Source organism: Pseudodesulfovibrio mercurii (assembly GCF_000189295.2).
GTDB classification, from domain to species: Bacteria; Desulfobacterota; Desulfovibrionia; order Desulfovibrionales; family Desulfovibrionaceae; genus Pseudodesulfovibrio; species Pseudodesulfovibrio mercurii.
The window spans coordinates 2,680,807-2,703,080 of record NC_016803.1; the positions used below are offsets into that span (position 1 = coordinate 2,680,807).

20 protein-coding genes are annotated in these 22,274 nt (G+C 69.6%); 8 read left to right on the plus strand and 12 right to left on the minus strand.

Features of this window, described 5'->3' with window-relative positions:
• Nucleotides 1-442 precede the first annotated feature (442 nt).
• From DND132_RS12160 to DND132_RS12195, 8 genes are all read right to left on the minus strand, one after another.
• Nucleotides 443-1,681, minus strand: a complete 1,239-nt coding sequence (locus DND132_RS12160) for a glycosyltransferase (protein ID WP_014323045.1) — start codon at nucleotides 1,679-1,681, stop codon at nucleotides 443-445.
• Between the two features lie 5 nt (nucleotides 1,682-1,686).
• On the minus strand, nucleotides 1,687-2,403 hold the full coding sequence (locus tag DND132_RS12165; RefSeq protein ID WP_014323046.1) for a class I SAM-dependent methyltransferase: 717 nt from the start codon (nucleotides 2,401-2,403) through the stop codon (nucleotides 1,687-1,689).
• 118 nt (nucleotides 2,404-2,521) lie between these two features.
• Nucleotides 2,522-2,794: a DUF3861 domain-containing protein gene (locus DND132_RS12170; protein ID WP_014323047.1), complete on the minus strand. Its 273-nt coding sequence runs from the start codon at nucleotides 2,792-2,794 to the stop codon at nucleotides 2,522-2,524.
• Between the two features lie 3 nt (nucleotides 2,795-2,797).
• The gene (locus tag DND132_RS12175; protein WP_014323048.1) at nucleotides 2,798-3,358 is read right to left on the minus strand and encodes a MarR family winged helix-turn-helix transcriptional regulator; all 561 of its coding nucleotides are present in this window, start codon (nucleotides 3,356-3,358) and stop codon (nucleotides 2,798-2,800) included.
• Nucleotides 3,355-3,858 (minus strand): hypothetical protein, encoded by a 504-nt coding sequence (locus DND132_RS17730; protein WP_014323049.1) that lies wholly within the window; start codon nucleotides 3,856-3,858, stop codon nucleotides 3,355-3,357. Before DND132_RS17730 ends, DND132_RS12175 begins: the two co-directional genes overlap by 4 nt.
• Nucleotides 3,859-4,183: 325 nt before the next feature.
• Nucleotides 4,184-5,587: a sigma-54-dependent transcriptional regulator gene (locus tag DND132_RS12185; RefSeq protein WP_014323050.1), complete on the minus strand. Its 1,404-nt coding sequence runs from the start codon at nucleotides 5,585-5,587 to the stop codon at nucleotides 4,184-4,186.
• An 88-nt stretch (nucleotides 5,588-5,675) separates the two neighbouring features.
• A complete protein-coding gene (locus DND132_RS12190) occupies nucleotides 5,676-6,839 on the minus strand; it encodes an NAD(P)/FAD-dependent oxidoreductase (protein WP_014323051.1) in 1,164 nt (387 codons plus the stop codon).
• Between the two features lie 20 nt (nucleotides 6,840-6,859).
• Nucleotides 6,860-7,339 carry a hypothetical protein gene (locus DND132_RS12195; RefSeq protein ID WP_014323052.1) on the minus strand — a complete coding sequence of 160 codons (480 nt, stop codon included), beginning with the start codon at nucleotides 7,337-7,339 and terminating at the stop codon, nucleotides 6,860-6,862.
• Between the two features lie 167 nt (nucleotides 7,340-7,506).
• Here DND132_RS12195 and DND132_RS12200 point away from each other — a divergent pair, with 167 nt between their 5' ends.
• Nucleotides 7,507-9,276 (plus strand): 6-hydroxymethylpterin diphosphokinase MptE-like protein, encoded by a 1,770-nt coding sequence (locus tag DND132_RS12200; RefSeq protein WP_014323053.1) that lies wholly within the window; start codon nucleotides 7,507-7,509, stop codon nucleotides 9,274-9,276.
• Here the strand turns inward: DND132_RS12200 and DND132_RS12205 are convergent.
• The gene (locus DND132_RS12205; protein ID WP_014323054.1) at nucleotides 9,273-10,931 is read right to left on the minus strand and encodes an NAD+ synthase; all 1,659 of its coding nucleotides are present in this window, start codon (nucleotides 10,929-10,931) and stop codon (nucleotides 9,273-9,275) included. The genes DND132_RS12200 and DND132_RS12205 overlap by 4 nt on opposite strands.
• Before the next feature lie 101 nt (nucleotides 10,932-11,032).
• On the opposite strand from DND132_RS12205, the gene DND132_RS12210 reads away from it, so the two are divergent.
• The 6 genes from DND132_RS12210 to DND132_RS12235 all read left to right on the plus strand — a co-directional run bounded on the left by DND132_RS12210 (nucleotide 11,033) and on the right by DND132_RS12235 (nucleotide 17,675).
• Entirely contained in the window at nucleotides 11,033-12,061 is a 1,029-nt protein-coding gene (locus tag DND132_RS12210) for a radical SAM protein (RefSeq protein WP_014323055.1), read from the plus strand.
• Nucleotides 12,062-12,216: 155 nt separating this feature from the next.
• Nucleotides 12,217-13,788, plus strand: coding sequence for a Gfo/Idh/MocA family oxidoreductase (locus tag DND132_RS12215; protein ID WP_014323056.1), 1,572 nt, complete (start codon nucleotides 12,217-12,219; stop codon nucleotides 13,786-13,788).
• Between the two features lie 18 nt (nucleotides 13,789-13,806).
• Nucleotides 13,807-14,985: a DegT/DnrJ/EryC1/StrS family aminotransferase gene (locus DND132_RS12220; RefSeq protein WP_014323057.1), complete on the plus strand. Its 1,179-nt coding sequence runs from the start codon at nucleotides 13,807-13,809 to the stop codon at nucleotides 14,983-14,985.
• A 9-nt stretch (nucleotides 14,986-14,994) separates the two neighbouring features.
• Nucleotides 14,995-16,107, plus strand: coding sequence for a non-hydrolyzing UDP-N-acetylglucosamine 2-epimerase (gene wecB, locus DND132_RS12225; protein ID WP_014323058.1), 1,113 nt, complete (start codon nucleotides 14,995-14,997; stop codon nucleotides 16,105-16,107).
• A gap of 48 nt (nucleotides 16,108-16,155) precedes the next feature.
• Nucleotides 16,156-16,950 (plus strand): glycosyltransferase, encoded by a 795-nt coding sequence (locus tag DND132_RS12230; RefSeq protein WP_014323059.1) that lies wholly within the window; start codon nucleotides 16,156-16,158, stop codon nucleotides 16,948-16,950.
• A complete protein-coding gene (locus tag DND132_RS12235) occupies nucleotides 16,947-17,675 on the plus strand; it encodes a polysaccharide deacetylase WbmS family protein (protein ID WP_014323060.1) in 729 nt (242 codons plus the stop codon). Before DND132_RS12230 ends, DND132_RS12235 begins: the two co-directional genes overlap by 4 nt.
• A gap of 70 nt (nucleotides 17,676-17,745) precedes the next feature.
• On the opposite strand, the gene DND132_RS12240 is transcribed toward DND132_RS12235, so the two are convergent.
• Genes DND132_RS12240 through DND132_RS12250 form a run of 3 tightly spaced genes read right to left on the minus strand, consistent with a single transcriptional unit; the run spans nucleotide 17,746 to nucleotide 21,063 of the window.
• Nucleotides 17,746-19,146: a glycosyltransferase family protein gene (locus DND132_RS12240; protein ID WP_014323061.1), complete on the minus strand. Its 1,401-nt coding sequence runs from the start codon at nucleotides 19,144-19,146 to the stop codon at nucleotides 17,746-17,748.
• Nucleotides 19,147-19,165: 19 nt separating this feature from the next.
• Complete coding sequence (locus tag DND132_RS12245; protein ID WP_014323062.1) at nucleotides 19,166-19,957, minus strand: class I SAM-dependent methyltransferase; 792 nt, start codon at nucleotides 19,955-19,957, stop codon at nucleotides 19,166-19,168.
• On the minus strand, nucleotides 19,954-21,063 hold the full coding sequence (locus DND132_RS12250; RefSeq protein WP_202945499.1) for a DegT/DnrJ/EryC1/StrS family aminotransferase: 1,110 nt from the start codon (nucleotides 21,061-21,063) through the stop codon (nucleotides 19,954-19,956). Before DND132_RS12250 ends, DND132_RS12245 begins: the two co-directional genes overlap by 4 nt.
• A gap of 227 nt (nucleotides 21,064-21,290) precedes the next feature.
• Between DND132_RS12250 and DND132_RS12255 the strand changes: the two genes are divergently transcribed.
• Nucleotides 21,291-22,250: an NAD-dependent epimerase/dehydratase family protein gene (locus DND132_RS12255; RefSeq protein ID WP_014323064.1), complete on the plus strand. Its 960-nt coding sequence runs from the start codon at nucleotides 21,291-21,293 to the stop codon at nucleotides 22,248-22,250.
• The last annotated feature ends 24 nt before the right edge of the window (nucleotides 22,251-22,274 follow it).

Consider the following 22,274-nt stretch of genomic DNA (forward strand, 5'->3'; position numbering starts at 1 on the left):
TTCTTTCTCCCCCTTCCCCCGGACCCCCATCCCCCTCTTTTCCCAAACTTTTTATTGCCGCTTCGCGGGGCGGGCAGTCTCGAATCATCTCCTTTTTCCCTCGGTTCGAAAACGCCGCTGTGGCGTTTGGGCGGGTTTCGCCCGACCTTGCCTGCGGCGTTGGGCAACCGTCCCGAAGGGTTCGCGCCGGGCGGCCCTCCGGGGCCCGTGGCCGCCCGGTGCGAACCCTTCGGGACACCGCCCTGCCGCGCACAGCCAAGCCCTCCGTCAACAATCTCCGCCCTTTCGCCTCCTCCCCACCCGCACGACATCCCGCATTCGCACGCCCATGCCGAAGGCACCCAAAAAGTTTTGGAGAGTCCAGAGGACCTTTTTCAAAAGGTTCTCTGGCGGGGTCTGGGGCAGCGCCCCAGCGGGGGCCGGGGCGGAGCCCCGTCTTCCCTTATTCCGCCGTCCCGTCCAGAAATGCCGTCAGGGCTCGGCGCACGGCGGGGTGCGCGTCCCGGCTCAGGGCGCGGGCCTTGCGGGCCAGGGCGGCGGGGTCGGCCATGCGGCGGCGGGCGTGTTCCAGGAGCCGGGCGTAGTGGTCGGCGAGGGGGAGGGTGTTGGTTCGGCGCAGGATGCGTTCGCAGTCGCGGAAGGCGTCGAGGCCGGGGCAGAGCAGGGAGCGGAGGTAGGCCACGGACGCGGCTTCCTGCGTGCGGTTCTGGTTTTCGAGGAGCCGGACCAGGGCGTGGTAGCCGGTGTCCCAGAGGGGTTCGGCCTCGATGAGGTCGCGCAGGGCGGGCTCGTCGGCGTCGCGGTGGCGGGCGTCGAGTTCGGCGGTGCGGGGTCGGGGGAGGCGGACCATGAGGTCGAGCCAGGGGGTGAAGCCGGGTTCGAAGCCGTCGGCCAGGACGAGGTCGGGAAGGTCTTCGGCGGCGTCGCGGCAGCGGGTGCGCAGGAGGGAGAGGTTGGCGGACTCGTGGTCGAAGCGGCCCTGGGTGCCGTGGGTGTGGTGGCGGACCACGCTTTCGGGGATGACGGAGAAGTGGCCGCCGCGCCGGGCGATGCGCAGGCACAGGTCCACGTCCTCCATGCCGTTGACGAAGCCCTCGAAGAAGCCGCCGTGGGCGTGGAAGAGCGGAGCGGGCAGGAGCAGGGCGGCGGCGGTGACGACGTTGAGCCTGCGGCGTCTGGCCACGGCCGGGTGGGTGCGCGGGAAGTATTCGTAGAGGTGGCGGAAATCCATGTCTCCGGCGCAGGCGATGCCCAGGTGCTGGACGCGGTCGGCGCGCACGGTGCGGTCGTCCGGGAAGAGGAGCAGGGGGGTGACGCCCGCCAGGCGCGGGTCGGCGCGCAGGGCGTCGAGGAGCGGCGGCAGCCAGTTTTCGGTCACGGTGGTGTCGTTGTTCAGGAAGAGGAGGTGCGCGGCCGAGGAGGCGTGCGCGCCCGCGTTGCACCCCTTGGCGAAGCCGAGGTTTTCGGGCAGGCGGTGGTGGACGAACCGGCCGGGGAACAGGGCTTGGCCCAGGGCCGGGGCTGCGGTGGGGGTCTGGTCCGTGGAGCCGTTGTCGGCCAGGACCACCTGGAAGCGATCGCCGGGGGTGTGTGCGGCCAGGGAGCGCAGGCAGGCTTCGGTCAGGTTCCAGCCGTTCCAGACCGGGATGACGATGGACAGGTTGAAGCGGGACCCGGCCATGTCGCCTAGCCCATTTCGGGTTCGCGTTTCCAGGCGAAGAGCGGGGTCAGCGGCTTCATGTTGGCGAAGTCCACGCGCACGGCCACGAACGCGCCCAGGGCCGGGGGCAGGAGGTGGGCGTTGAGCTGGTTGGCCAGGCCGGTGGGCTTCCAGGTCTTCATGGGTCCGGCCAGGACCGAGCGGGCCAGGGTGGGCGCGAAGCCCGTGGCCTTGCGGACGAGGTCCTGCATCTCGCACCAGGTGAACCAGTGCGCCCCGGCCATGGAGGAGTCCGTGCCGCGTATATTCATGTAATAGTAGAGGGAGTTCTTGTTCAGGAAGCCGACGAGCAGCCCCTTTTCGGCCACGCGCGCGGCCTCGGCCAGCATGGCCTCGGGGTTGTCGGCGAACTCGAGCACGGACCAGAGCAGGGCGTAGTCGAACTCGTTGTCCGAGAAGGGCATGTTCTCGCCGTGGCCCAGGTGCAGCTGGGCCCGGTTGCCGAACCGCTTGCGCGCGGCGGCGATCATCTCGGGCGAGCGGTCCATGCCGGTGACGTCCAACCCCATCTGGTAGAGGGTCTCCAGAAACAGGCCGGTGCCGCAGCCGATTTCGAGGATCTTGCGCTTGCGCCGGGGCCAGCCCGCCAGGACCTCCTGGAGCAGGAGCACCTCCCTGTCCAGGGCGTAGCGCCCTTCGGGGGTGTCGAACCATGCTTCGTATATATCCGGGTCCCAGCTCATGTCGGTGTCCTCGTCTCGGTTGCGTCTCCTCCAGAAAGTATGACCATCATGGCCCCCTCTGTAAATAGGGGGTCGGGAAAAGTTGGACGGAACCGGACGCGGAGGCCGGGACAGGCGGTTATGCGGGGTGCTTTTTCAGGGCCTGCATGAACCGGCCGAAGTGGGGGGCCAGGTCGTCGAAGGGCGGCGTCTCGCGCATGCGCAGCAGGGCTTCGCCGAAGAGCTTGAGACCGAGGCCGAGGGCGCGGGCCCGGTCCGGGGGCAGGCCGGTGCGCGCTTCGATCCTGCCCATGACGACCGCAAGGTCGTCATGGCAGGCGGTTTCGAAGGCCAGTGGCGGGGCCTCGTCGGACAGGGGTTCCACGGTGATGCGGTAGCGGTGTTCGGGCATGGGCTACCGTCCTCCCCGGCCACGTCCGAAGCCGTTGCCCCGGCCTCGGCCCTTACCGAATCCCTTGCCGGGTCCGCCGGGACCGCCGCGTCCGCCCCGGCCCGGTCCGAAGCCGCGTCCGTTGCCGGGCCCACAGGCGGCGGGGTCCTCGCGCAGGGAGTTGACGAGCTTGCCCAGGATGGTGCGCAGCTGGTCGCGCTCGGCCTGGTCCAGGCAGTCGAACTGGTTGTCCGCGTCCGTTCCGTTGCCGTCCGTGTCCAGGGCGCGGGCCTGGTCCGTGGGGGAGATGATGAAGCTGCGCCGGTCCTCCTCGTTGCGCTCCCGGAGGATGAGCCCCCGGTCCTCGAGCTTGCGCAGCAGCTCGCTCAGGGACGAGGAACGCACGTCGAGGATTTCGAGCAGCTCGCCCTGGGGCATGGGGCCGTTTTCGAGGAGGATGGACAGGACCTGGTGCTGGGCGTGGTGCGCGAGGTCGCGGCGGTGCCCGGCGCGGGCCATGAGCCGGGAGGCCAGGCGGAAGAGCCCGGCCAGCTCGGCGTTGGTTGCGGGTTGGGCCGGACTCATGCCAGGCCCATCCTGGCGGCGTAGGCCCGGCCCCTGGGGCAGGCGGGGGCGCTCAGGGGGCAGTGCTGCTCGCACAGCGGGCAGACCCCGGCGTCCGGTCCGAAGTTGTCGGCGGGCGCACCGCTCACGGCCGCCTGGAACGCGCCGCCCCGGCCCGGCCGGAACCGGTTCAGCCCCAGGCCGCACGGCCCGCGCCCCAGCCGTTCACCGGCCGGGACCTGGTCGGCGAACCGGCCCTGCCCGAAACCCTGACCCTGGCCGAAACCTCGACCAGAGCCCTGTCCGGCAGCGTTGCCGAAGCCATAGCCCTGACCCTGGCCGCCGCCGAACCCATTGCCCTGGCCGCGTCCCTTGCCGGACCGTCCGCGTCCTCTGCCGGAGCCGTTGCCGAACCCCCGGCCGTTGCCGCATCCGGCCCCGGCGCACCCGCGCCGACCCCGGCCGCCGTTGCCGCGTCCGAATCCCCAGCCGTCGTATGAATCGTTATTCCAACCAAACATAGTGTTACTCCTTGTGGTTGTATGCTTGCGGCACCTATTTGCAAAGGTACCTTCCTTTTCTTCCGGAATATACAACCGCAAACCCGGCTGTCAAGATGAAAAGGTACCTTCCTATTTACTTTTTCTTTGCTCAACACAATTCATCCCAAAATAACCGCTAAAAAAGCACGTAGTTGGCCACCCCCCACCCCTCGCGAAGCGGCATCAAAAAGTTTCGGGGGGTGAGAGAGGGGTTGGGGGGTCCAGGGGGGAAGGGGAGAGAGCGGGGACCCTTTCCAAAGGGTCCCCGCTCTCTCCCCTTCCCCCCTGGCCGCCGGAGGCGGCGCTAATCCGTCTGGATGTTGTAGGCCTTGAGTTTGCGGTACAGGGAGCTGCGTTCCAGGCCGATGGCCTTGGCCAGTTGGGAGATGTTGCCGTCGAATTCGCGCAGCTTGGCTTCGAGGAAGCGGGCCTCGAAGTCGGCGCGGGCCTGCTTGAGGTCGGCCGGGCCCTGGTTGATGAGGTCGTCCAGGGGCGCGGCCTCGGCGGCGTGGCCCGCACCCGGTTCGGCGGCGCGCGGCGCGGGCTTGAACTCGGGCGGCAGGCGGTCGGCGGTGACGGTGTCGCCGGCGAACATGATGAACATGCGCTCCACGAAATTCTTGAGCTCGCGCACGTTGCCGGGCCAGGGGTAGCGCGTGAGCACGCTGAGGGCCTCGGGCGAGAAGACGATGGGCTTGAACCCGTGCTGGCGGACCAGGGTGTCCATGAAGTCGTTGATCAGCAGGGGGATGTCCTCAACGCGGTCGCGCAGGGGCGGCAGCTCCAGGGGGAAGACCTTGAGCCGGTAGTAGAGGTCCTCGCGGAAGTTGCCCGCCTCGATCTCCCTGGCCAGGTCCTTGTTGGTGGCGGCGATGACGCGCACGTCCACCTTGATGGTCTTGCGCCCGCCCACGTGCTCGAAGGCCTGCTCCTGGAGGATGCGCAGGATCTTGGCCTGGGTCTTGAGGGACATGTCCCCGATCTCGTCCAGGAACAGGGTGGAGCCGTCGGCCAGCTCGAATTTGCCCTCCTGGGCCTTTTCCGCGCCGGTGAAGGCCCCCTTTTCGTGGCCGAACAGCTCGGATTCGATGAGTTCCTCGGGGATGGCCGCGCAGTTCACGGCCACCAGGGGGCGGTCGGCGCGCGTGGACTGGTTGTGGATGGACCGGGCCACGATCTCCTTGCCCGTGCCGTTCTCGCCGGTGATGAGCACCCAGGACTCGGTGGGGGCGACCCGGCCGATGACCTCGCGCAGGTCGCCGATGGCCTTGGACACGCCGGTCAGGGTCACGGGCTGCTCCGAGGAGATGCGCGTCTTGAGGGCCAGGTTCTCCTGGCGCAGGCGGGAAAATTCCAGGCCGTTGCGGGCCGAGACCACGACTTTTTCCAGGGACAGCGGCTTTTCGATGAAGTCGAAGGCCCCCTTCTTGAGGGCCTTGACCGCCGTCTCGATGGTCCCGTGGCCCGAGATCATGATCACGGGCAGCCCCTCGTAGTCGCGGGACAGGATTTCGAGGGCCTCGAGGCCGTCCATGCCGGGCAGCCAGATGTCCAGGAAGATCAGGTCCGGGATGTCGGTGCCGAGCAGCTCGAGTCCCTCCTCGCCGGACTCGGCCTCGACCACGGACAAGCCCTCGTCCTCGAGGATGCCGCGCAGGGAGAGGCGGATGGACTCTTCGTCGTCGATGATCAGGATCTTTGCGGCCATGGCTGCTCCCTTGCAAGGTCGTCCGGCGCGGTCGCGCCGACTCCCCTTATAGATGACCCGGCGCGATGATTCAAGCCGGGGGGCGGGTTCAGGCGCCGGGCTCGGGGAAGTGCCAGTCCTTTTTCCGCAGCCAGTGGTAGGAGCGCTTGCCGTGAACCATGTCGCCGAGCGGGCCCGCGCCGAACCTGACGAACCGGCGGATGGCCCCGGGGCCGAACAGCTTCATGGCCCGGAACAGGAACCAGCGCAGGGTGTTGGAGCCGTTGAGCTCGGGCAGGATGGTGCGGTGCAGCAGGCGCAGGTACTCGGGCCCGGGTTCGGTGTCGTGTTCCAGGGCGTGGGCCACGGCGCGGCCCGCGTACATGCCGGTGCACAGGGCGTAGAAGATGCCCTCGCCGAAGAGCGGCTCCACGTAGCCGCCCGCGTCCCCGGCGAGCAGGGCGTTGGCGTGCACCGGGTCGTGCAGGAAGCTGCCGTAGGGCAGGGGATGGCCGCGCTGGCAGGTGAGCACGGCCGGGTCCACGCCGAGCACGTCGAGGAAGGATCGGAACAGCTTGGCGAAGTGGGTGTCCTCGCGGCGCAGGCCGCAGATGCCGATGAGCACGTTTTCCCCGTTGGGGAAGACCCAGCCGTAGCCCGCGTCCACGAAGCCCACGTAGAGGATGGGCCGGTCCACGGTTTCGGGGATGTCGGCCGCCGGAATCTTGACCTCGATGGTCGCGGCCGTGAAGCGGCGCATGGCCCGCAGGTTCACCTCGGGGAAGCCGGCGCGCACCGTGGAGTGGGCCCCGTCCGCGCCGATGATGTACCGGCCCCGCGCGGTCCGGCCGTCCTTGAGGACCACCTCGCCGGACGCCGGGTCGCAAGCGGCCACCTCCTCGCCCTCGCGGACCAGGGCCCCGGCCCGGCGCACGTGGTAGAGCAGCCGGTTGTCCAGCTCGGCCCGGTCGGTCAGGTGGAAGGGGTAGGAGACCGTGCCCTCGGCCAGGGTCGAGGTGAAGGTGCGGATACTGTATCTGTCCGAGACGTAGCGGATGATGCCGTGCTCGGCCATGGTCTCGGGCGTCTCGCCGAAGAGCAGGCCCAGGAGCTGCACGGACTTCCAGGTGAGCAGCCCGCCGCAGAGCTTGGAGCGCGGAAATTCGGCCTTGTCCAGGACGAGCACGGAGCGGTTCTGCCGGGCCAGGGTCACGGCCGCGGCGCTGCCCGCCAGGGAGCCGCCGCAGACGATGGCGTCGAAGGTCTTGTTCATGTCGTTCGCGCCCCCCCGGATCACATGGTGTTGATCATGGACGAGGGGTTGCGCCCCTCCTTCTTCAGTTGCTGGTAGGCGCGCAGGTCCTTGTCCAGCTTGTTCAGCAGGGAGACCACCAGGTCGCGCCGGGGGATGCGCCGGGCCGGGGTGGAGAAGGCGAACCCGTCGGCCAGGACCACGTGGAGCTCGTAGACGATGTCCGTGTCCGGCGTGACCGCGCCGTAGCTGTCCTGGGGCGAGGCGTCCACCTTGACCTCCGCGAAGAGGTCGTTGCGCGCCCGGAGGTAGTTCAGGATGCGCTCGATCTCCCGTTCGGTGTAGGCCTTCCGGCCGAGGTCCCCGGAGAACTTGAGCTTCTTGGAGGCGGTGTTGGTGAACACGGACTCGCCCTTGCGCACCAGGTCAAGGCTGAAGAAGACGTAGATGACGGCCGCCGCCGCCAGGATCAGGAGGATGTTCCTGGTCCATTCCGTCGATTTGTTCTGCCGTCCTTGCATGGGTCCTCCCTGGATGTCGCGCCTTGCCCGGACCGTATACTATGAAACCCGGCAAGAAAAAAGCCTTGGCTGTGCACGGTGTGCGGAGGGGCCCGGTTACCTTGACAAAAACGGGTGCCGGGGCCAAGTTGCACAGTGGTGGAGCCATGACCGGCCCGAGGGGAAGTATGGAGAACAGCAAGATAGCCGCCCTGGTGGAGCTGGGCATCCTGTGCCGCGGGGAGCCCGTGCCCCCTGCGGGCGACGGGGAGGCCGACCCCGGCCCGCACCGCTTTTCCGCGCACACCCAGCTGTGCCGCTTCGAAAACCCGGCCTTCCGTCATCCCTTCGAGGACGCCTCCCTGGCCGCCTACGCCACCTTCGCGCCGGACACGACCATGGACGCGGCGCTGCGCCGCACCCGGCTGGTGGTCCTGCTCGGCCTGGCCGACACCCCGGAGCTGCGCGCGGCCCTGGCCTCACGGTCCACGGTGGTGGTCCTGTTCGAGCCGGACGAGCGGGTGCTCGTCCATTTCCTGGAACGGTTCAAGCTGGCCGGGCTGAACCGGCCCAACCTGTTCTGCTTCACCGGCGATCCGCGCTCCTTCAACCCGCCCCTCCAGGACCTGCTGCCCGGCGACATGTTCCGCCTGGGCACCCCGGCCTTTTTCGTCACCGACCGCGTGCGCGGGCTGTATCCCGGCTGGGCGGACCAGGTGGTCTCCTACCTGGAGACCCTGCACTACCGCCACGCCATCTACGGGCTGTCCGGCCAGGCCCTGACCCGTTCCCGGCCCCTGCGCAACATCCACCGGGGGCTGCTCTACGACCAGCAGGTCCACGCCTTCGAGAACGTGCCCGAGTACCTGACCGCGCCGTCCATCAACGGGCTGCGCAATCGGCTGCGCGGGGCGGACGCCATCCTGGTGGCCGCCGGGCCGGACCTGGCCGACAAGCTCGACTGGATCGGGCGCAACCGCGAGCGCGCGGCGATCATCTGCGTGAACAACGCGGTCAAGCCCCTGGCCGAGGCGGGCATCCGGCCGCACTTCGTGGTCATCAACGACACCTCCGTGGACTCCGGGCTGGTCTTCCGGCACATCCCCAGGCTGCCCGAGTCCATCCTGGTGGCCCACTGCCTGTCCGACCTGGGCGGGGACCGCTTCCGGCAGAAGTATCTGTTCGGCTCGTACCTGCCGCAGATCTTCGGGGAGCGGGACAACCTCCGGCTCCACGGCTCGGTCATCTCCACGGCCTTTTCCCTGGCCCGCCACCTGGGCTGCGGGCGCTGCGTGCTGGTCGGGGCGCAGCTTGCCTCGGACAACCCGTGGGGGCTGAGCTACGCCCGGGGCACGGTCAAGGACGCGCCCGGAAACGCGGACCGGCCCCTGATCAACGAGCACCCCCAGCTCTGCCCGGTGGCCACGCCCTTCGGCGAGCCGCTCTTCACCACACTCAACTTCCTGGACGCGGCCCTGTGGCTGGCCGAGGAGATCCGCGTGTCCGGCGTGGCCTGCGTGAACACGTCCAAGGCGAGCATCCTGTACGGGCGGGGCATCGAGTACGACGCGGAACCGGCGCTTTCGGGCCGGGTGCCGAACCTGAAGGACCTGTTCCGGCCCGAGCCGCCGCGCGTGGACCGTCGGGAGGCGGGCCGCTGGCTGCGCCGGGAGATACAGCTGTGGACCAGCGTGGGCGAGGCGGCCCGGACCCTGCTGGCCGACGACACCCCGGCCATGACCGCCAAGGGCATGGCCGTCCTGAACCAGCTGGACGGCAACAACGTGACCTACCTGGTGGAGCGGCGGCCGGGGTTCAGCAACTGGGATTTCGTCAAGCTGGTCTTCGAGGGGGACGAGCACGACCGGCGCAAGGGGCTGCGCCTGTACTACCGCGAGGTCCTGGCCATGGCCGGGGAATTTCTCGCCCTGCTGCGCGTGGCCGCGCAGTCCGTCTAGAGGTCCCGGCGGCAGGCCAGGGGCATGCGCCAGCCCGTGCCGAAGGAGCGCGGGGTGAGCTTGATGCCGGGCGCGGCCTGGCGGCGCTTGAACTCGGCCGCGCGCACCAGGTTGAGGACCTTGTTCACCACCGCCTCGTCATAGCCCGCCTCGATGATCTCGCGCCGGGAGCGCTGGTGCTCCACGTGCAGGGCCAGGATGGCGTCCAGGACCGCGTACTCGGGCAGGGAGTCCTGGTCCTTCTGATCCGGCCTGAGCTCGGCGGACGGCGGCTTGGTGATGATCGCCCCGGGGATGTTCGGCCCGACGTGCGCGTTGTACCATTTGGCCAGGGCGAAGACCCCGGTCTTGTCCACGTCCGAGATGACCGCGAACCCGCCGGACATGTCCCCGTAGATGGTGCAGTAGCCCACGGCCAGCTCGGACTTGTTGCCCGTGGTCAGGAGCAGGGCGCCGTACTTGTTGGACAGGGCCATGAGCAGGTTGCCCCGGATGCGCGACTGGATGTTCTCCTCGGTGGTGTCCGGCCCGTACCCGGCGAAGGGCCCGGCCAGGGTGCGCTCGAACTCGGCCATGATCGGCTCGATGGGCAGGGTCAGGGTTTTGACCCCGAGATTTTCGGCCAGCTCCAGGGAGTCGTCGATGGACCCCCGGCTGGAGTAGGGCGAGGGCATGAGCACGCAGGTGACGTTGTCCGCGCCGAGCGCCTCGGCGGCCACCGCGGCGGTCACGGCCGAGTCGATGCCCCCGGACAGGCCCACCAGGGCCGTGGCGAAGCCGCTCTTGCGCACGTAGTCGCGGGTGCCCGTGACCAGGGCGCGCCAGGTCTCGGCCTCGCGGCAGAAGTCGTCCTCGGCGATGGTGTTGGCCGAGGGGGCGTCCGTGTCCACCAGGAGGACGTCCTCCTCGAACCCCCGCGCCCTGGCCATGAGCGCGCCGTCGGGAGCGAAGGCGCAGGACCGGCCGTCGAAGACCAGGTCGTCGTTGCCGCCCGTCTGGTTGGCGTAGACCATGGGCGTCCCGTACTTGCGGGCCACGGCCCCGAGCATGTCCTCGCGCAGGACCTGCTTGCCCAGGAAGAGCGGCGAGGCCGAGAGGTTGACGATGACGTCCGGGCGGAAGGCGGCGGCCTCTTCGAGCGGGTCCCGCGCATAGGTCCGGGCGTCCCAGTAGTCCTTGTCGTTCCAGGCGTCCTCGCAGACGGTCACGGCCACGGTCGCGCCGTCCAGGCGCAGGATGTTGGCCTCGGGGTCGCCGGGCGGGGCGGGCTCGAAATAGCGCGCCTCGTCGAACACGTCGTAGGTGGGCAGCAGGGTCTTGCGCACGGAGCGGACGATCTCGCCGCCCTTGCAGAACAGGGCGCAGTTGAAGACCGGCTTGCCCTGGCCCGACAGGTTGCGCTCCACCGCGCCGAGCAGCAGGGGCGGGCCGTCCGCAAGCTCGCGGGCCAGGTCCTCGGCCCGCTGCCGGGCGCGGTCCACGAAGCTTCCGTAGAGCAGCAGGTCGCGCGGCGGGTAGCCGGTCAGGGCCATCTCCGAGGTGACGCAGAGGTCCGCGCCCAATGCGCTCGCCCGGCGGGCCGCGTCCAGAATCTTGGCCGCGTTGCCGTCCAGGTCGCCGACGATGGGATTGAGTTGCAGGAGGCCGATTTTCATGGGCTCGTGATACGCCAAAGCGGGTTCGCGGGCAACCGTTTCCCGGCGGGCCGCGCGGGGAAGCGGTGGCCTGCCGGGCGGTTGTGGTGTACCGTGCGGCCATGCCCGAGCCCCTCGTCTTCGCCCACCCCGAACCCGCGCCCGCGCCGACCCGCATATGGCCCGTGTTCCTGCCCTTCGCGGGTTGTCCGCACCGCTGCCTGTTCTGCGCCCAGGACCGCCAGACCGGCCGGGACCGCGCCGTGCTGGCCCCGATCCTGGCCGACCTCGAGCGCGACCTGGACGCGGCCCTGGCCGGTGGGCGCGGCCCCTACGAGCTGGCCTTCTACGGCGGGACCTTCACGGCCCTGCCCGCGCCGTGGCCCGAGGCCTTCCTGGCCCTGGCCGCCCGGTTCCGAGAGCGCGGCCTGGTCACCCGCGTGCGCTGCTCCACCCGGCCCGACCGCACGGAACCGGCCGTCCTGGACCGCTGCCGGGCGCTCGGCCTGGACCTGGTGGAGCTGGGCATCCAGTCCTTTGACGACGCGGCCCTGGCCGCCTCCGGACGCGGCTACGGCGGGGGGGCCGCCCGGCGGGGGTGCGCGCGGGTGGTCGAGAGCGGGCTGGCGCTGGGCGTGCAGCTCCTGCCCGGCCTGCCCGGCGACCGCGAGGGGCTCTTTCAGGCGGACGTGCGCGAAGCCGCCGCGCTCCATCCCGAGACCGCCCGGCTCTATCCCTGCCTGGTCATCGAGGGCACGGACCTGGCCCGGGCGTGGCGGCGCGGGGAGTACGTCCCCTGGGCCGTGGACCGGGCCAGGGACGAGCTGGCCCGCGCCCTGCCGGTCCTGTGGGGGCACGGCGTGCGCGTCATCCGCCTGGGGCTGGCCCCGGAGGGGACCCTCACGGACGCGGTCCTGGCCGGGCCGTGGCACCCGGCCCTGGGTCAGACGGCCCGCTCCCTGGCGCTTCTGTCGATCATCCGCCGAAAAGTGGCCGAACTGGGCCGCGGACCGGTCTCCCTGACCGCGCCGCGCCGCTACCAGGGCGAGCTGTTCGGCCAGGCCAACGAGCTGGCCCCGGCCTATGCGGCCCTGGGCCTTCCCCGCACAAGGGTGCGCTTCGCCGACACGGCGGTTTTTTCCCTGGCATGAGTGTTGCAGATTTCGCCGGGAATCGGTTACTCGGTGAACAATCGATTGCCGCCGTCTCGGTTTCCTGACGAAACGGAGTGCCCAATCCATCGGGAACACAGGAAAATTTTGCCCGTCGGGCAAGCATGCAGCCACACGCTGAAGTGGGGAGTCAGATGTCAAATTCACAGAAGGTCCTGGTCGTCGGCGCCGGTTACTGGGGAAAGAACCTCATCCGCAATTTCCATGCCCTGGGCGCGCTCGCCTGCATCTGCGACAACAACGAGGCCACCCTGGCCGCGTTCCGCAAACAGTATCCGGGGGTGGACACCTGCACGGACCTGGCCGACGGCCTGGCCCGCGACGACATCGACGGCGTGGTCATCGCCACCCCGGCCGAGATGCACTTCAAGCAGGCCAAGGCCGCGCTGCTGGCGGGCAAGCACGTCTACGTGGAGAAGCCGCTGGTCCTGAACGAGGACCACGCCCGGGAGCTGATCCTCCTGGCCGAGAGCCGGGGGCTGGTGCTCATGGTCGGCCACCTGCTGCAATACCACCCGGCCTTCCTGGCCATCAAGGTCCTGGCCGCGGCGGGCGACCTGGGCCGGATCAACTACATCTGCTCCCACCGCCTGAACCTGGGCAAGATCCGCCGCGAGGAGAACATCCTGTGGTCGTTCGCGCCCCACGACATCTCCATGATCCTGTCTTTAGCGGGCGAGGAGCCCGAGTCGGTCATGGCCGTGGGGGCCAACTACCTGCACGAGCACATCGCGGACGTGACCACCACCCACCTGGAATTTCCCTCGGGGCTCAAGGCGCACATCTTCGTCTCCTGGCTGCACCCCTTCAAGGAACAGAAGCTGGTCGTGGTCGGCGAGAAGAAGATGGCCGTGTTCGACGACACCAAGCCGTGGCCCGAGAAGCTGGTCCTCTATCCCCACGAGGTGCGCTGGGAGAACAACACACCCATCCCGAACAAGGCCAACGGCTTCCCGGTCAAGCTGTCCGACGCCGAGCCCCTCAAGCTCGAGTGCGAGCACTTCCTGGAGTGTCTGGAGCACGGCCTGACCCCGAACACCGACGGCCAGGAGGGGTTGCGCGTGCTCAAGGTCCTGAACGCCAGCCAGCGCTCCCTGGACCGCCACGGCAGCATGGTCTCCATGGGGCCGAAGACCGGCGGCGACGCGCCCGAGGAGGGCGAACCCTTCGTGCACGAGACCGCCGTGGTGGACGACGGCGTGACGCTGGGCGCGGGCACCCGTGTCTGGCACTTCTCGCACATCATGCCCGGCTCGGTCGTCGGCCGGAAGGTCAACATCGGCCAGAACGCCAGCGTGGGGCCCAGGGTGACCATCGGCGACGGCTGCAAGATCCAGAACAACGTCTCGGTCTACTCGGGCGTGACCCTGGAGGAGAACGTCTTCTGCGGCCCGTCCATGGTCTTCACCAACGTCTTCAACCCGCGCGCCAACATCAGCCGCATGAGCCAGGCCCGGCCCACCCGCGTGGGCAGGGGGGCCACGCTGGGGGCCAACTGCGTCATCGTCTGCGGCAACGACATCGGTCCCTACGCCCTGGTGGGCGCGGGCTCGGTGGTCACCAGGCCGGTCCCGGCCCACGCCCTGGTCCGGGGCAACCCGGCCCGCTTCGCCGGGTGGGTCTGCGAATGCGGCGTGAAGCTCAAGGACAACCGCTGCCCCGAGTGCGGCAGGCAGTACGACTTTCCCGAAACCCCCGAGGCGTGACCCGGAACGGAGGCGGCCATGATACCCTTCATCGATCTCAAGGCGCAGTACGCCCGCATCGAGGGCGACGTGCGGGCGCGCATGGACGCGGTCCTGGCCCACGGCAGGTTCATCATGGGTCCGGAGGTGGCCGAACTGGAGGAGGGGCTGGCCCGGTTCGCCGGGTCCGGCCACTGCGTGACCTGCTCGTCCGGCACCGACGCCCTGCTCATGGCCCTCATGGCCCAGGGCATCGGACCCGGCGACGCGGTCTTCACCTCCCCGTTCACCTTCATCGCCACGGCCGAGGTCATCACCCTGCTCGGGGCGACCCCGATCTTCGTGGACATCGACCCCGCGACCTTCAACCTGGACCCGGACCGGCTGGACCAGGCCGTGGCCGCCCTGGTCGGGCGCGACCCCTCGGCCCACCCCCTGCCCTCGGCGGCGCTCGACGGCGCGCCCCTGCGCCCGGCCATGGTCATCCCGGTGGACCTGTTCGGCCTGCCCGCCGACTACGACGAGATCCACGCCGTGGCCGCCAAGCACGGGCTGGCCGTGCTGGCCGACGCGGCCCAGAGCTTCGGGGCCGAGTATGGCGGCAGGCGGGCCGTGACCTGCGCCAGGGCGGCGGCGACCAGCTTTTTCCCGGCCAAGCCCCTGGGCTGCTTCGGTGACGGCGGGGCGGTCTTCACCGACGACGCGACCCTGGCCGAGACCTGCCGCTCCCTGCGCGTGCACGGCAAGGGCGGGCACAAGTACGACAACGTGCGCACCGGGCTCAACGCCCGGCTGGACACCCTCCAGGCCGCCGTGCTCCTGGCCAAGCTGGCCGTGTTCCCGGACGAACTGGACGAGCGCCGGGCCGTGGCCGACGGCTACGCGGAGCGGCTCGGCGACGTGCCGGACCTGACCCTGCCCACGGTGCCCCCGGACCGGACCTGCGCCTGGGCCCAGTACACCGTTCGCCACGCGGCGCGCGAGGCGATCCAGGCCGCGCTCAGGGAGGCGGGCGTGCCCACGGCGGTCTACTATCCCTGTCCCCTGCACCTCCAGACCGCCTTCGCGGGCCTGGGCTACTCGGCGGGCGACTTCCCGGCGGCCGAGGCGGCCTCGAACGAGGTCTTCTCCCTGCCCATGTCGCCCTACGTGACGCCGCCGACCCTGGACGTCATCTGCGACGCCCTCAAGGACGCGGTCCGGGGCGTGGGGGCGTAGGCGGGCTTCATGGAGACGATCCGACTCACGACCGTGGTGGGGGCCCGGCCCCAGTTCATCAAGGCGGCGGCCCTGTCCAGGGCGTTCGCCGCGCACAACGCGGCGGGCCGGGGTCCGGCCATCGCCGAGTACCTGGTGCACACGGGTCAGCACTACGACCACGCCATGAGCCAGACCTTTTTCGACGAGCTGGGCATTGCCGAGCCCGACGTGAACCTCGGCGTGGGCTCCGGGTCCCACGGGACCCAGACCGCGCGCATGCTCGAGGGGCTGGAGCGCATCCTCGCCGCCCGCCGCCCGGACGCGGTGGTGGTCTACGGCGACACCAACTCCACCCTGGCCGGGGGGCTGGCCGCGGCCAAGCTGGGCGTGCCGGTGGTCCACGTGGAGGCCGGGCTGCGCAGCTTCGACAAGGCCATGCCCGAGGAGCTGAACCGCGTCCTGACCGACCATCTCTCGAACCTGCTCCTCTGCCCCACGCGGGCCGCCGTGGACAACCTGCGCCGCGAGTCCCTGATCCGGGGCGTGGTCCTGGCCGGGGATGTCATGTACGATTCCCTGCTGCACCACCGGGAGCAGGCCCTGCGCGCCGCGCCGCCCCTGGCCGGGCTGACGCCGGGCGGCTATCTCCTGGCCACGGTGCACCGCGCGGCCAACACCGACGACGGCGAGCGGCTCAAGGCCATCCTGTCCGGCCTGGGGGCCATGGCCCGGACCGCCCCCGTGGTCCTGGTCCTGCACCCGCGCACCCGGCGGGCCATGGAGTCCCTGGGGCTGGCCGTGCCCGAGGGGGTGCGCGCCGAGCCTCCCCTGCCGTACCTGGCCATGGTCCGGCTTCAGGCCGAGGCCCTGGGCGTGGTCACGGACAGCGGCGGCATGCAGAAGGAGGCCTTCTTCCTGGGCAGGCCGTGCCTGACCCTGCGCGAGGAGACCGAGTGGACCGAGACCGTGGACCTCGGGGCCAACACCCTGGCCGGGACGGACAACGCGGCCATGACCGGCTGGCTCGCGGCCGTGCTCCGGGGGGAGCGGACCCTGCCCGGCGACGCGCGCCCCTACGGCGACGGGCGGGCGGCCGAACGCATGGTCGAGGCCGTGGTCGAACATTTTTGCCGGGGCTGATCCCGGCGCAGGAAGATGAACAGGAAGACGGGCGGAAAGGCGGATTTCATGAAGCGCATCTCGGTTATCATCCCCAGCTACAACCATGCCCCGTACATCGAGGCCTGCCTGGACTCGGTCTATTTCCAGGACTACCCGGACCTGGAGATGATCATCGTGGACGACTGCTCCACGGACGGGTCGGGCGCGATCATCCGCGACTGGGTGGACAACCTGGACCGGGCCGTGACCTCCCACGCCGTGCGCTACGACGAGGCGAACGACGCGATCCTGCGCCGCGAGCACAGGCGGTACGAGCGCGGCCGCAAGGTCGTGTACATGCAGAACCCCGAGAACAGGGGCTCCACGGCGACCTACAACCGGGGGTTCCGGGCGGCCACGGGCGAGTACTGCGCCTTCGTGGTCTCGGACGACATCTGCCATCCGCAGATGTTCTCCACCCTGGCCGGGCCGCTCGATGCCGACGAGGCGGACTTCACCTACGCGGACCTGTTCATCGTGGACGACGCCATGCGCATCCTGCGCGAGTTCCGGCTGCCGGACTATGATTTCGAAAAATGCTTCTGCGACTGGTACCTGTGCGGGGTGGCCACCCTGTACCGCCGCTCCCTGCACGAGCGCTTCGGGTACTACGACGAGACGGCCATGGCCGACGACCACGAGTGCTACCTGCGCTTCGCCATGAACGGGGCGCGCTTCAGCCACGTGGCCAAGACCCTGTACTCGGCCCGGACCCACGACCACCGCCAGGTGGGGCTGCACGGCTCCGCGCGGTTCGAGGCCCTGCTGGAGCACTCCAAGGCCCTCTGCCTCAAGGCCCGGCAGTGGCGGGAGGGGCGATGAGCACCCCCGCCGAGCGGGCGACCGCCGGACCCCTGGCGGTCCTGACCTTCGACACGGACTGGGCCCCGCGGTTCATGGTCGATCGCTGCCTGGACATCCTGGACCGGGCCGGGGCCAAGGCCACGTTCTTCTGCACCGGGCCCTATGATTTCAGGGGGTCGGGCCGGATCGAGACGGCCCTGCACCCGAATTTCCTGCCCGGCTCCACCCAGGGCGCGGACCCCGAGGCCGTGGTCTCGGGGCTCAAGGCGCTCTACCCGGACGCCGTGGGCACGCGCTCCCACCGCTATTTCTGGCACGTGGGCCTGCGGCCCGTGCTCCTGCGCCACGGCCTGCGCTACGACTGCTCCCAGATCATGCCGGGGCAGGCGCACCTGGGGCTGGCCGAACACCTGGGGCTCAAGCGCGGGGCCACCTGGTGGAGCGACAACCTGCACCTGCACCACGGTCTCGACCCGGCGGTCTTCGATCCGCCCGGCCTGACCGAACCCGGCCTGAAGATTCTCGACATCCACCCGGTCCACGTCTGCCTGAACACGCCGGACCCGGCCTGGTTCCGCGCGACCATGGCCGGACTGCCGCCCCTGCCGGAGTTGACCGAGGAGGACGTCGCGCCCCTGCGCCATCCGGGGCCGGGCGTGGGCACCTGGCTCGAACGGGCCGTGGCGAGCATTCCCGAGATCCAGGACGGCTTCGTCACCCTGCGCGAAGTGCTCGGCATCTAGCCGCTTTTCGGAATTTTTGCGGGCCGGAAGACGCGCCGCGCCGGTCGGCGGGCGTTTCGCGTGCGGGCCGTCAGTCCACCACCGGGACCTTGCGCGGGGAACCGAAGTCGGCGTCCTCGGGCATGAGCACCCACGGACCCTCCTCCTTCAGACGGGACACGTCCCAGCGCGGCACCTGGCCGAGTCGCTCCCCGGCGTCGGCGGGCAAAAGCCCGGCGGCCAGCAGGCGGCGCAGGTCCGTGTCCGGGTGCGCGCCGTGGCGCAGCAGGATCTCCAGGTTGCGCTTGCGCAGATAGCCGGGCATGGGCTCGCCCTCGGGGATGGTCCCCCGGTCCGTGAACAGGGTGGGGTAGAGGTCGCAGCGCCCCTGCCGGTCGCGGTCCACGGCGTCGAGCATGTACTGGGCGATGGCCGGGGGCGCGGAGTAGCCCGCGTCGATGTAGGCCCGGCCCATCTCGGCCAGGTCCGTGCGGAAGCGCACGTCCCGGACCACCTTGCGCACCGCGTTCTTGAAGTTGTCCTTGTCGATGTTCAGCACCGGCCGGTTGCGCGGCAGGGGCGAGGACACCCCGTCGTGGCCGCCGAGCACGGCGCACCCCCCGGCCATGCCCTCGAAGGCGAACAGCCCCGAGCCGCAGGACAGCTCGTCGATGACGATGTCCGCCTCGGTGATGGCCCGGCAGACCTCATGGTTGGGCACCTCCTGGAGGATGCGCAGTTCGAAGCGCAGTCCCTCTCCGGCCAGCTCGTCGAGCATGGCCACGATGGCGTCGGTCTGCTTGTACAGGGCGCTGGACGGGGCGTGCAGGATGACCGGGACCTCGCGGCCGGGAATCCTGCACCGGATGTGCGAGACGTCGATGAGCGGGCCGGACTGGAAATAGGGGCGCAGCCCCAGGGTGTGGCTGGGCGGGCCGCTGAAGACCGCGTCGGCGAACCGCTCCGAGGTGCGCACGTTGTGCATCTTGTTGGCCAGGGCCGGATGGTAGCGGCTCAGGGAGAGCAGGTCCGCCTCGGTGGCGCACTCGATCTTCGGGGTGTCCACGTCCCCCTGGTAGTAGGGATAGAACCGCCCGTAGTCGGTCCAGAAGATTTTGGCCAGCTCGTAGTCCCGCACCTCGGTGCCGCAGTGCCGGGCGAGCACGGTCTTGCCCAGCCCCTTGAGGATGGGCAGGTCGGTCATTCGGGGGAGCAGGGAGGTGCCGGACACGCAGACGATGATGTCGTAGGGTTCCACGAACTCGTAAAAGGAGGGCGGCGGGCAGGCCTCCACCTCGCCGGCCTCGTTGACCGGGTAGGTGGTCTCCTCCAGGAAGTCCACCTCGGACAGGGTGTAGTCCAGGTCCGCGTACAGGCGGGACTTGTGGTAGACCAGGCTGTCCACCTCGTAGCCCAGCTCCCGGAAGCCCAGGGTCAGGTTGTAGGTGGACCGGGCGATCTCCGCCGTGCCGATGAGGATGCGTTGGCTCATCTGTGATTCCTGTTCGGGCCTATTTGACGGCCACGACCTCGTAGCAGCAGGTCAGGCCGTGGTACTGGCCGGGAAAGAAGCTGACCGGCGGGTGCGCGCCCCCGGACAGGTCGATGCGCCCCTCGTCCTCCATGGCCGCGACCGTGAAGCCCAGGGCCTCGAGGTGGGCGCGCATCTCGTCGCGCTCGATGACGATCTGGCCCATGTCCGGACTCTTGCCGCTCTTTTCGTATTCCAGGGTGTTCTGCAGGGTCAGGGCGGTGAAGAAGCGGGGCGAGCGGTGCACGGTCTTGTGCGGCTCCTCCATCCACTGCTGGATGAAGTAGCCCAGGCCGTTGGCCGTGAAGTAGACGCGCCCGCCGGGCTTGAGCACCCGGTATATCTCGGCCAGGCTCTCCTTCCACGGGGTGCACGGCAGGGACACGTAGCAGAACACGCCGTCAAAGGTGTCGTCCTCATAGGGCAGGGTTTCGAGCCGCGACCGCACGGCCTCGACGTTGTCCGCGCCCAGGTCCCGGGCCAGGGCGTTGACGATGTCCGCGCGGACCTGGGCGATGTCGCAGCCGTCCACCCGGCGGTTCAGCCCGGCCAGGCGCAGGGTCCACTGGCCGAAGCCGCAGCAGGCGTCCAGGACCCGGTCCATGCCGGTGAAGCCGATGGCCTGAAGCCGGTCGCCGTAGCGGGACAGGGGCGGGGTGTAGACCCGCTCGAACAGGGCCTTGTCGCGCGGGCCGAGCTGGTCCGCGAACGCACGCAGGCAGCGGGCCACGCCGCGCGCGGTGGCGTCGTCGATATCCGTGTCCATCATCATGATCTTTCTTCCTTGGTTCCCCGGCCTCGGCCCGCGAACGAGGTCACGGCGGCGATGAGCCGGTCCGCGTCCACCTCGTCGTGGCAGGGCAGGGTGATGGTCGTTGCCTGGAGCCTCTCGGCATTGGGCTGCACGTCCCGGTATTTTTCCCGGTAGAATTTGGTCCCGCTCAGGCAGTAGGTGCCGATGGTGCTCTCCACGCCGCGCCCGGCCAGGTGGCGGATGAGCCCGTCCCGGTCCATGCCCTGCGGCACGGCGAAGGCCATGGACTGGACGTTGTGGACCACGTCCGGCCCCACGGCCTGGGCGCGCAGGCCCAGGGGCGCGAAGGCCTCGGCGCAGCGGTCGAGCAGAGCCCGCCGCCGCCCTATGATGGCGTCGAGCCGGGGCAGCTGGGCCCGGCCCATGAGGGCCTGGATCTCGCTCATGCGGTAGTTGAAGCCGGGCGCGGTGAAGTCCGGGCGGCCGTCCACGGTCTCGCCGCCGTGGTTCAGGAGCAGCCCCAGCCGCTCGGCCAGGGCCGGATCGTCCGTGGTCACGGCCCCGCCCTCGCCCGTGGTCAGGAGCTTGCGCGGGTGGAAGCTGAAGCAGGTCAGGTCGGCCACCCGGCCGCACCGCTCGCCCTGTTCGGCGCTGCCCAGGGCGCAGGCCGCGTCCTCGATGAGCGGCAGGCCGCGCTCCCGGCAGAGGTCCCGCACCCGGTGCAGGCCGGTGGGGTTGCCCAGCCCGTCCACGAAGATGACGGCCCGCGTCTTCGGCCCCAGCCGCTTCACCAGGCAATCCGGGTCCATGTTCCAGGTGTCCGGGTCCACGTCGCAGAACACGGGCCGCGCCCCGGCGGTCTCGACCACGTTGGCCGTGGCCGGGAAGGAATAGTCCGAAACCGCCACCTCGTCCCCCGGCCCGATTTTCAGCACGGCCAGGGTCAAGGAAAGGGCGGTTGTTGCCGATGTGGTGGGAAAGGCGTGACCGGCCCCGGTGTAGCGGGCCAGGTCCCCGGCAAAAGCTGCCACGTTGGCGCCCCGGGTGAACATGCCGGAGTCGAACACGGCGCGGATGTCCGCCTCCACGTCGGCAAAGGCGATATACGGGCGGATGAGCCGCATCAGGGGTTCCTGTTCTGGCATGGCGTTCGGGCGGTGTCTCCGGTTTTCGATCCTTTCGGGCGGGAGCGGGTCCACGACGGGCCGGACTCCGGCAGGGCGGGCGTGCGTCACGCCCTTGTCCCGCCCGGGAGCGAAGCAAGATTCGGGCCGGACCTGCGGTTTGTTGGCATGGATCATGCTTGGTGTCCAGACACGTTTCAACGTTCATTCATTAAGGAAGTGAATCAATGCTCCAGGGTCAACACATCTGCATCACCGGCGGCGCGGGCTTCATCGGCTCCCGCCTGGCCGGTCGGCTGCTGGCGGACAACAAGGTCACCATTTACGACAATCTGTCGCGCAATTCGCTGAAGTCCTGCGCCTTTGCGGACCACCCCAACCTGAACCTGGTGCAGGGGGACATACTGGACGTCAAAGAATTGACCAAGGCCATCGCGCCCGCGGACTACGTCATCCACTGCGCGGGCATCGCGGGCATCTTCACCGTGGTCCGCAACACGGTCAGGACGCTTGAGGTGAACATGGTCGGTTCGCTCAACACCCTGCGCGCCGCGGCCGAGAGCGGCCGGTGCAAGCGCATCGTCTGCTTCTCCACCAGCGAGGTCATGGGCTCCCTGGCCTTCGTCTCCCGCGAGACCGACCGCACGGTCATCGGCGCGGCGGGCCAGGCGCGCTGGACCTACGCGGTCAGCAAGCTGGCCGAGGAGCACCTGGCCTCGGCCTTCCACCGCGAGCAGGGGCTGCCCGCCACCGTGGTCCGGCCGTTCAACATCTACGGCCCCGGCCAGGTGGGCGAGGGGGCCATGAAGATCTTCATCAACAAGGCGCTCAAAAACGAGCCCATCACCATCTTCGGCGACGGTACCCAGATCCGGGCCTGGTGCTTCGTGGACGACATGCTCGACGGCACCCTGCTCTGCCTGGAGAAGAAGGAGGCCGTGGGCGAGGCGTTCAACATCGGCAACATCCGCAGCGTGCAGACCATCTACGGTCTGGCCAACACCGTGACCCGCGTCCTGGGCTCCAAGTCCGAGGTGGTCTACGGCGAGGCGCGCAGCGCGGACATCGAGCTGCGCGTGCCCTGCGTGGACAAGGCCCGCGAGCTGCTCGGCTTCGAGGCCAAGGTGGACCTGGAGGAGGGCATCCGGCGGACCGCCGACTTCTACCGGGCCAACCCGGACTGCTAGGCCGGAACCGGCCGGAGGGGGAAG